The organism is Flavobacterium sp. FPG59, from assembly GCF_002150205.1.
Classification (GTDB): domain Bacteria; phylum Bacteroidota; class Bacteroidia; order Flavobacteriales; family Flavobacteriaceae; genus Flavobacterium.
Genome location: NZ_MTCA01000105.1, coordinates 1 through 9877, shown reverse-complemented (window position 1 = coordinate 9877; position 9877 = coordinate 1). Strand labels below are relative to the sequence as shown.

Sequence of the window (9877 nt, the reverse complement as noted above, 5' to 3'; positions counted from 1 at the left end):
CAGCAATATTGCTTTGCACTGTTCAAGTATTCTTTGCGCAAGATGTCAAAAAAGACACGCAATTACCAAACACTAAATCCTATGTAGAAGCTACTAAAAATGACAGTATAAAAAAAGCTACTGAAGCGGTAAATAAAGCTTTGAAAGCCGATGAAAAAATGCTCAAAGAAAAACTGAGAAATGATAAAAAAGCACTTAACCAAGCATTAGAAACAGAAAAAGAAAAACATAGAGCAGATAAAGAATCCCGAGAATTTTCTTTAAAACAAAGTAAAATACTTGCCGCTGAAAAGTCAGTTCAAAAAAGCAAAGAAAAGCTTGCTACTACCGAGAAAAACTTGCTAGACAACATGGAAAAATTCGAAAAGAAAAAAGACAAAGGAAAGCTAGATCCTACTCAAATAGAAAAAGAGAACATTAAAATTAGCAAGCAACAAATCAAAATCAATAATTTAAAAGAGGATGTTGTAAAAGCTGAAAAAAAATTAAGTAAAGCAAGAGATTAAATTTAAAACCACTTTCGAGTGGTTTTTTTTTCGTGAAAAAATTAAATTATTTGAGCCATAAAAATCTAATAAAAAATCAAAAAATGTTCTTAATGAAAATCAGAATCCATGTGGAAAAAATTATATTTGCATAAAACAAATTAAACCATGCAACATATCATTGACCGCTTCATCAGTTATGTTATAATTGACACAGAATCTGATGCTAACTCACCAACCACGCCAAGCACTGCAAAACAATGGGACTTAGCCAACAAACTGGTTGAAGAGTTAAAAAATATTGGAATGCAAGATGTAACTATTGATGACAAAGCATATATCATGGCTACGTTACCTAGCAATGTAGATTATGAAGTCCCTACAATAGGCTTTATATCACACTTTGATACCTCACCTGATTTTTGTGGTGCAAATATAAAACCGCAAATAGTTCCCAATTATGATGGTAAAGACATTATACTAAATGCTGAAAAAAACATCGTTTTATCCCCAGATTATTTTAAAGATTTGTTACAATATAAAGGACAAACGTTAATAACAACAGATGGAACTACATTATTAGGAGCAGATGACAAAGCCGGAATCACTGAAATTATAACGGCAATGGAATTCTTAATCAACAATCCTGAAATCAAACACGGGAAAATTAGAGTTGGTTTCACACCAGATGAAGAAATAGGTCGTGGCGCTCACCATTTTGACGTTGAAAAATTTGGAGCAGCATGGGCTTACACTATGGACGGAAGCCAAGTAGGAGAACTCGAATATGAGAATTTTAATGCGGCTGGAGCTAAAATAACTTTCAAGGGAAAAAGTGTTCATCCTGGATATGCCAAAGGTAAAATGATCAACTCCATGCTAATTGCCAATGATTTTATCAATCAATTACCATCAGACGAAACACCTGAGCAAACAAAAGGCTACGAAGGTTTTTTTCATGTTCACCACCTTTCTGGAAATATCGAAGAAACAGTTTTAGAATTGATAATCAGAGACCATAACAAGAAAAAATTTGAGAAAAGAAAAGAACTCATTGAAAAAATCACGGTAAAAATCAATAAAAAGTACGCTAAGCAATTTGGTGAGGACATTGTAATTACTGAAATAAAAGATCAGTATTACAATATGAAAGAAAAAGTATTGCCCGTAAAATACATTGTTGATATTGCTGAGCAAGCAATGAGAGAATTAAACATAAAACCATTAATCAAACCTATACGCGGTGGAACTGATGGATCACAACTTTCATACAAAGGACTTCCATGCCCTAATATTTTTGCTGGTGGTCATAATTTTCATGGAAAATATGAATACGTACCGGTAGAAAGTATGCAAAAAGCTGTTGACGTAATTGTCAAAATAGCTGAATTGACAACAAAACTATAAAGAAACATTTATTTCTTAATTCAAAAGTCTCCATCTCTGATAGGAGACTTTTTTTTTGAATACAAATCAATAACAGTATTCTGCTCTAGAAATACATCCTTGTAAAAAAAAACACCTAAAACAAAAGCTTAACATTGGGCAATGAATAAAATCATTACATTTGCTAACATAAAAATAACAATTTATTAATATTAGAATATAATTTACAATAAACAATAATTAACTACTTACTTTATGACATCACACGAAGAGGAAACAAACCTCACACCAGAATCTACTCCTACACCAGAGCCTATCAAACCCGTAAGAGCAAGACGCACACCTGCAGCAAAAAAACCAACACCTTCTCCAGATTTAGAAATAACGTCAGAGAATGTAACTCCCGAAATTGAAACTACAGACATTCCTGTTGAACAAACAGAAGATGAAATTGCACCGGCCATTACAGAAGAAGAAGATATGACCAATGTGGTAGACAAAAAAGAAAAGAAAGACAAAAAAGAAAAGAATAAAAACAAAGTAAAAATGAAAGATAAAGAAAAGAAAAAAGTAGCAAAGGCGAATGCCAAAGAGAAAGCTAAAGCTAAAGCTAAAAAAGCAAAGAAAACTAAAAAAGATAAAGCAAAAAAAGCTAAAGTAAAAGCAAAACTAAAAGCGAAAAAAGCTAAAGCTAAATCAAAAAAAGCTAAAAAGAACAAGAAGAGTAAAAAATAAAAATATTTTTTAAATACAAAAAGTCCCAAAATACAATGTAATTTGGGACTTTTTTAGTTACCGTTTGGCATCTTATTTTTTAACTAGAGCTGCGCTCATTTCCATTGAAATGGCAGAACGCTCCATTTTTAATTTACCTGACATAGTCTCAATTACCACTGTAGTTTCTGCTAGTTCAGCTACTTTTCCGTGCAATCCGCTTTTGGTAATGATTTTATCGCCTACTTTCAATGCACTTTCAAATTCTTTTTCTTGTTTTGCTTTTTTCTGTTGTGGTCTAATCATAAAGAAATAGATTACTACAAACATTAAAATAAAAGGGGCAAACTGCTGTAATTGTTCCATGTTTTTTTTTATATTTTTATTACATCAAACCGCGACCGGCTTTGATAATTCTTTTATTTGTATTTAATTCTTTTACTAGGTTATCTAGAATACCATTGATAAATATACTACTTTTAGGTGTAGAATATTCTTTGGCAATTTCAAGATATTCATTCAGAGTCACTTTTACCGGTATAGATGGGAATTTTAGAAACTCACAAATTGCCATTTTCAAGATTATCGTGTCAATTTCTGCTATTCTTTCACTATCCCAATTAGGTGTCTTATCCAAATACTCTTTGGCTAGTTCTTTTTCGTTTAAAACTGTTTTATGAAATAACTCTTTTACATAATCTCTATCCTCATTATCCTTATACAATTTTGGAACTCTAAAATTGTCATCTTCACCATCTTTGATTGCTTTTAACTGCTTAATGATATGCGTGTTAACCAGCGGAATATCATCAACCCATGTTAATTTATCATCTTCAAGGTAATCATACAGTTTTTCATTTGGAACAATCACTTGCATGAATAAGTCCACAATAAATTGTCGATCTTCTTCAAATGTGTTTATACCACTTTGCATGTAGTCCAGATATAGCTTACTAGCTTTAATTTCGTTAAGTAGCAAAACAATATAATCATCATTTAATGACCAATTGTTAATTTTACGATTCTCAAGTGCTATGCTTAATGAATTATTATCAGAGAGGATTTGAAAAATTTTATTTTTAATAAATTTTTCATTTGGATTGCGTTCTGCAGGGGTAGCTAAATGTTTTAAGCTTGATTTATGCAAATAAACAGTTTCAGTCTTACAAATTTCAATCAATGAAGATAGCATTATAAGGTACAAATCTTGGATACTATCTATACTGTAATAAAGGAATTTTTCCTCTTTTTCCAAACTATCTGAACCGCTTTGATGCATTGCATAAATGGATTGCATGACCTTTACGCGTATGTGTCTTCTATTTACCACCTTGTAAGAACTTTAAATTTATTAGGGTGCAAAAATAAGAATTTCATTTTTTAAAATAAAATATATGATTGCTTATTTTGAAGTATTCAGCAATCAGTATTTAGTGATATCAAATAATACATCACTAAATACTGGCAGCTGAGTATGAAAACTATTTTTTACTGTTCTCTAATTTTCTTTGATCAATTCTATTTTGTGCAATAGTAAGTGCCGCCTTGTGTGTGGTACATCCATTTGCAATAGCATAATCAAATATTTCTAACGTAGTGTTATAAATATTTTCGGTTTTACGCATGATTTCAGCCTTGTCATAATGTGCTAACTCTGCATATACATTAATAATTCCACCCGCATTAATCAAGAAATCAGGAGCATATAAAATTCCTTTTTCTTGTAACAAAGCCCCATGAATATTCTCATCAGCTAGTTGATTGTTTGCTGCACCAGCAACAACTTTTGCTTTCAATTTAGAAATTGTTACGTCATTTAATGTAGCGCCCATAGCACATGGTGCATAAATATCTACATCAGCAGTGTACAGATCTTCACCTCTATAAATTTCGGCGTTATACTTTGCTCCTACTTCAGCAAGTTTTTCTTCATTTATATCAGCAATAGTAACAATGGCTCCTTCTTTGGTTAAATAGTCAACCAATGTTTCGCCTACGTGTCCTATACCCTGTACTAATACTTTCTTACCACTTAATACATCGGTACCAAATTGTTGTTTAGCAGCCGCTTTCATTCCTAAATACACCCCGTAAGCCGTAACTGGAGATGGATTTCCAGCACCACCTCTAGATTCAGAAATCCCAGTGACATAAGGAGTTACATCTCTTACAATATCCATATCTGCAGTTTCCATTCCCACATCTTCTGCAGTAATGTAACGCCCACTTAATGAATGTACAAACTCTCCAAATTTACGCATTAATGCAGGATTTTTTTGAGTCTTAGCATCACCTATAATAACCGCTTTACCACCACCTATATTTAGGCCTGTTATAGCTGCTTTAAAGGTCATACCGCGTGAAAGACGCAAAACATCATTTAGTGCTTCCCACTCATTAGCATAATTAAACATCCTTGTACCACCTAATGCGGGTCCCATTACCGAATTATGAATACCAATAATTGCTTTTAAACCCGTATCTTTGTCATTACAAAATACAATTTGCTCGTGATCATCAAATGATAATTGACCAAAAACAGGATCCATTTTTTGAAGTTCTTTTCCAGTTGTAAAATCTGCTTTCATTGTGTAAGTTTTAATAGTGAGACATTTATGAATTTGTCAAAAAGACTAGCCAAATCTACATAAAATTTAAATATGCAATAGCATTTCTGGAAAAAATCATTAATTTATCAATAACTTTCACTTGATATTCAGCAATATAATCTTGTAAAAAGTTAGCAAAACATTATAAAAAAGTTACAAAACACAGAATACCTTACTAAAAATGAAAGAATTACGTTATTTAAATAAATATTTCGTTAAATACAAATACAGCTTTTTACTTGGAATTGTGTTCACCATCATTGCGCAAATTTTCATGCTATTTACCCCTAAGTTGATCAGTCAATCTTTTATGGTAATTGAGGCTTTCGCCAAAGATACATCAGTTGCTAAATCCGTTATTAAAGACGAATTGATATCTAATATATTACTGATTATTGCAACTACAATTATAGCCGGTTTTTTAACCTTCTTGATGCGACAGACGCTTATTGTGATGTCTAGACATATTGAATTTGATTTAAAAAATGAAGTATTTAGACAATATGAAAACTTAACTCAAAATTTTTACAAACAAAACCGAACGGGAGATTTAATGAACCGCATTAGCGAGGACGTTTCTAAAGTGCGCATGTATGTAGGACCCGCTGTGATGTATACCATAAACACAATAATTAGGTTTGCAATAGTAATTGTATACATGTACAACGTCTCTCCTATATTAACTTTGTACACCTTATTACCGCTTCCTATTCTATCTTACGCCATCTTTAAATTGAGCTCTGAAATAAATTCTAGAAGTACCATTTTCCAACAGTATTTATCAAAAATTTCTAGTTTCTCCCAAGAGATTTTCTCTGGAATTAGAGTTATAAAAGCCTACTCTCTTGAACAGCAACACCAACAAAATATGGTAAACCTGGCCGAGGAAAGTAAAAGCAAAAGCTTAAACCTAGCCAAAGTACAATCCTTATTTGGTCCTTTAATGATGGCTTTAATTGGCATCAGTAACTTGGTGGTTATTTATTTTGGTGGTCTCATGTACATCAACGGCACTATAAAACATATCGGTACTATTGCTGAATTTATCTTATACGTAAACATGCTTACATGGCCAGTTGCCTCACTGGGTTGGGTTTCATCTATGGTTCAAGAAGCGGAAGCATCTCAAAAGAGACTTAATGAATTTCTTAAAATAGAACCCGAGATTAAAAACAACAATCCTAACAAATCTGTTATTGAAGGCAGTATTGCATTTCATAACGTGAGTTACACCTATGAAGACACCAATATTCAAGCCTTAAAAGACATTTCATTTACCGTTAAAAAAGGAGAAACATTGGCCATTTTAGGCAAAACGGGATCTGGTAAATCAACTATTTTATCATTAATTTCTCGTATGTATGATGTATCAAGTGGTCAAGTCACAATTGATTCAGCTGAAATTTGTACTCTAAATCTGTTTGACCTTCGTAACAACATCGGTATTGTTCCTCAAGATGCTTTTTTATTCTCGGACAGTATTAAAAACAACATCAAGTTTGGTAAAGAAAACGCAACGGATCAAGAAGTACAGGCTGCCGCCAAAAGTGCCGTTGTTCATGACAATATTATGGGATTCAACAAACAATATGAAACCGTACTAGGAGAACGCGGTATCACACTTTCTGGAGGTCAAAAACAACGCGTATCTATTGCAAGAGCTATCATAAAAAACTCGCCTATTTTATTGTTTGATGATTGCCTATCTGCTGTGGATACCGAAACCGAGGAGGCCATCTTAAACAATCTTAATGCTATTTGCAAAGACAAAACAACAATTATTGTTAGCCATAGAATTTCATCAGCAAAAAATGCCGATAACATAATTATTATAGATAACGGGCAAATTATCCAACAAGGTTCTCATAATCAATTGATAAATCAAAACGGGTATTATGCCGACTTACACTTGAAACAACTTTCAGAAAAAGAAATGCTTTAATTGTTGTATAATACATATTTTTTGTAGATTTTTGAATGCTAGTTAACAACCATAAATTGACTGAAAGGAATATGAGAGAACATGACATGTTAGAAAAAGAAGAAATATTTTCTAAAGTTTTAAGAGCTGGAAGAAGAACTTATTTCTTTGATGTGCGCGCTACTAAGGCTGATGATTACTACATTACCATTACCGAGAGTAAAAAATTTACAGAAGAAGACGGATCGTTTCACTTTAAAAAACATAAAATCTACTTGTATAAAGAGGATTTTGCTGCTTTTGCAGAAATTCTTGACGAAATGACTTCTTATGTATTAAATCACAAAGGTGAAGAAGTAATCTCTGAAAGACACCAAAAAGATTTCAAAAAAGAATATACATTAGAGAAACAAGACGACGATAGCTTACCACAAACATCAACATTTACAGATATAGATTTTGATGATATTTAATTTTTAGTTCCTTACTTACCCCAAGAAAGTCCAAAAACTATACGTTTTTGGACTTTTTTTTATCTTAAAAACCAAGAAGTTTTATTTCTTTGTCAAAATAAAAAACATGACCTCAACAATAGTATCGGTAGATTGGCTATACAATAATCTTGATTTACCAAATCTGATAATATTAGACGCTAGTCTTAAAGAAAATCAGGCTAAAGCACTGTCTAATTTTGAAAATCTCAGAATCCCAAAAGCTCGATTTTTTGATTTAAAAACTGCGTTTAGCGATCAAAATAATCCGTTACCCAATTCCCTACCGAGTCCGAGTCAATTTGAAGAAGAAGCCAGTAAACTTGGCATCTCAAAAAAAAGTATTCTGATAGTATATGACAATTTAGGAATATACTCGAGCCCAAGAGTTTGGTGGTTATTTAAAGTCATGGGATTTAACAATGTAGCAGTACTTGATGGCGGTTTACCACAATGGATTAAACACAATTATACTGTAGAGGCCATTCCAGAGAATGAAATATATAATCTTGGTGATTTTAAAGTTGATTTTCAACAAGAACTGGTAAAAACCAAACATCAAGTTGAAAGAAATATTATTGACCAAAAATATCTTGTAGTTGACGCCCGTATTGAAAATCGCTTTAATGGTACTGTTAAAGAAACTAGAGTTGGTTTACAAAGCGGACATATTCCAAAGGCGATAAACATTCCCTACATAAGTGTACTTCATAACAACACCTTTTTACAACCTGAGGAACTTAAAACCGTTCTAAAACCAAGCTCTCAGCCAATTATAGTTTACTGTGGATCCGGAGTTACCGCTTGCATAATCGTTTTAGCGTATGCTTTGATTGAAAGTGACAATTGCTCTGTTTATGATGACTCTTGGGCTGAATGGGGTTTAAAAAAGAATATTTAGCAATTTTAAAAATCAATGTTTCAAACCCCTTTAAACAAAGGTTAATTAATTGTATATCAATGTTTTTAAAATGTTAATTGAGTACTTTTAATTCTTAATTACTATCATGAAACAATCTTACACTATTTTTCAGTTTTTGTATCGCTTGCTTTTATCCGAAGAAACTAAAAAAAGAGCCGAAAAGTTTTTTGTTTCCATGGCTATTATTTTTTTCTTGATACATCTTAGTATCATTGTCATTATTGATTTAGGCTGGATCGACACCCCAAAATATTCTAAGCTATTGAGTAATCCTATAGCTGCAATTTACACGCCATTTTCATTTATTTTGATCTATGAGGTCTATCTTTTAATTTATTATTTGCCAAAATCAACCACTATATACATTGGTAAACAATATGAAATCATTACGCTTATTATCATCAGACGTATCTTTAAAGATTTGACTAAACTCGACTTTAAAGACAACTGGTTTGACTCTGCTGCCAATGTAAATTTCACATTAGACATTCTGGCTACCATAATGCTTTTCTTATTGCTTTTTTTCTTTTACAAGTTAAGTAAGGAGAATGAAATCAACCAATCTAAAATTCAAAAAACTACAGCAATTGCTTCGTTTATCAAATTAAAGAACATTTTTGCTATCATATTAATCCCTGTCTTTTTAAGTTTATCCATGTACAGCTTGGGACATTGGATTTATGAAAATTTCTTTTCGATTGCAGAAATTGTAACAAAAATGAAAGACATTAATAAAATTTTCTTCGATGATTTTTTCACCATCTTGATTTTGATTGAGGTGCTATTGTTGTTGTTTTCATTTTTCTTATCGGATAAGTTTAACAAAGTCATTCGCAACTCTGGCTTTATCATTTCAACAATATTGATCAAACTTTCTTTTGGCACTGAGGGATTTCTAAACACTATTTTAATTGTCTCGGCAGTATTATTTGGAGTAATTATATTAGCCATTCACAACAAGTATGAAACGCTTGATGCTAAGGTTCAAACTTCATTTAATGAATAAACTAACCTATTCGTAACCCATTTTCAACCTTAAAATCTGGTGCGAGCAAAACAATATCGCCCTCAGCTCCTACTGATCCTAAAACCAAACATTCGCTAAAAAACTTCCCGATTTGTTTTTTTGGAAAATTGACAACCGCAACAATTTGTCGGTGCAATAGATCTTCTTTTTGGTATCGCTTAGTTATTTGTGCAGATGATTTTTTAATTCCTATTTCAGTCCCAAAATCTATTATTAATTGATAGGCCGGTTTTCTAGCTTCGGGAAAATCATGAACTTCTAAAATGGTACCCACACGCATTTCTACTCTTTCAAATTCGCTCCAGTTAAGGTCTTCCATAAT

Annotated in this window: 11 protein-coding genes; 7 read left to right on the top strand and 4 right to left on the bottom strand. The window is 32.2% G+C overall.

Features of this window, described 5'->3' with window-relative positions; genetic code table 11:
• The 3 genes from FPG59_RS16605 to FPG59_RS16420 form a co-directional block, all read left to right on the top strand.
• A partial coding sequence (locus FPG59_RS16605; protein WP_176330734.1) for a hypothetical protein occupies nucleotides 1-506 on the top strand: 506 nt, incomplete at its 5' end.
• A gap of 147 nt (nucleotides 507-653) precedes the next feature.
• On the top strand, nucleotides 654-1892 hold the full coding sequence (pepT, locus tag FPG59_RS10165; RefSeq protein ID WP_086454492.1) for a peptidase T: 1239 nt from the start codon (nucleotides 654-656) through the stop codon (nucleotides 1890-1892).
• A 234-nt stretch (nucleotides 1893-2126) separates the two neighbouring features.
• On the top strand, nucleotides 2127-2606 hold the full coding sequence (locus FPG59_RS16420; protein WP_140344625.1) for a hypothetical protein: 480 nt from the start codon (nucleotides 2127-2129) through the stop codon (nucleotides 2604-2606).
• A 72-nt stretch (nucleotides 2607-2678) separates the two neighbouring features.
• Here FPG59_RS16420 and yajC read toward each other — a convergent pair whose 3' ends face one another.
• The 3 genes from yajC to FPG59_RS10145 all read right to left on the bottom strand — a co-directional run bounded on the left by yajC (nucleotide 2679) and on the right by FPG59_RS10145 (nucleotide 5173).
• Nucleotides 2679-2951, bottom strand: a complete 273-nt coding sequence (yajC, locus tag FPG59_RS10155; RefSeq protein WP_086454491.1) for a preprotein translocase subunit YajC — start codon at nucleotides 2949-2951, stop codon at nucleotides 2679-2681.
• A 19-nt stretch (nucleotides 2952-2970) separates the two neighbouring features.
• Nucleotides 2971-3882 (bottom strand): transcription antitermination factor NusB, encoded by a 912-nt coding sequence (nusB, locus tag FPG59_RS10150; protein ID WP_086454495.1) that lies wholly within the window; start codon nucleotides 3880-3882, stop codon nucleotides 2971-2973.
• 184 nt (nucleotides 3883-4066) lie between these two features.
• Entirely contained in the window at nucleotides 4067-5173 is a 1107-nt protein-coding gene (locus tag FPG59_RS10145; protein WP_086454490.1) for a Glu/Leu/Phe/Val dehydrogenase, read from the bottom strand.
• A 202-nt stretch (nucleotides 5174-5375) separates the two neighbouring features.
• Between FPG59_RS10145 and FPG59_RS10140 the strand changes: the two genes are divergently transcribed.
• From FPG59_RS10140 to FPG59_RS10125, 4 genes are all read left to right on the top strand, one after another.
• Nucleotides 5376-7136: an ABC transporter ATP-binding protein gene (locus FPG59_RS10140; RefSeq protein ID WP_086454489.1), complete on the top strand. Its 1761-nt coding sequence runs from the start codon at nucleotides 5376-5378 to the stop codon at nucleotides 7134-7136.
• Between the two features lie 71 nt (nucleotides 7137-7207).
• On the top strand, nucleotides 7208-7588 hold the full coding sequence (locus tag FPG59_RS10135) for a PUR family DNA/RNA-binding protein (protein WP_086454494.1): 381 nt from the start codon (nucleotides 7208-7210) through the stop codon (nucleotides 7586-7588).
• Nucleotides 7589-7694: 106 nt separating this feature from the next.
• Entirely contained in the window at nucleotides 7695-8507 is an 813-nt protein-coding gene (locus FPG59_RS10130; protein ID WP_086454488.1) for a sulfurtransferase, read from the top strand.
• Nucleotides 8508-8613: 106 nt separating this feature from the next.
• Complete coding sequence (locus FPG59_RS10125) at nucleotides 8614-9534, top strand: hypothetical protein (RefSeq protein WP_086454487.1); 921 nt, start codon at nucleotides 8614-8616, stop codon at nucleotides 9532-9534.
• Nucleotide 9535: 1 nt separating this feature from the next.
• On the opposite strand, the gene FPG59_RS10120 is transcribed toward FPG59_RS10125, so the two are convergent.
• Entirely contained in the window at nucleotides 9536-9874 is a 339-nt protein-coding gene (locus tag FPG59_RS10120) for a tRNA-binding protein (protein WP_086454493.1), read from the bottom strand.
• Nucleotides 9875-9877: the final 3 nt, after the last annotated feature.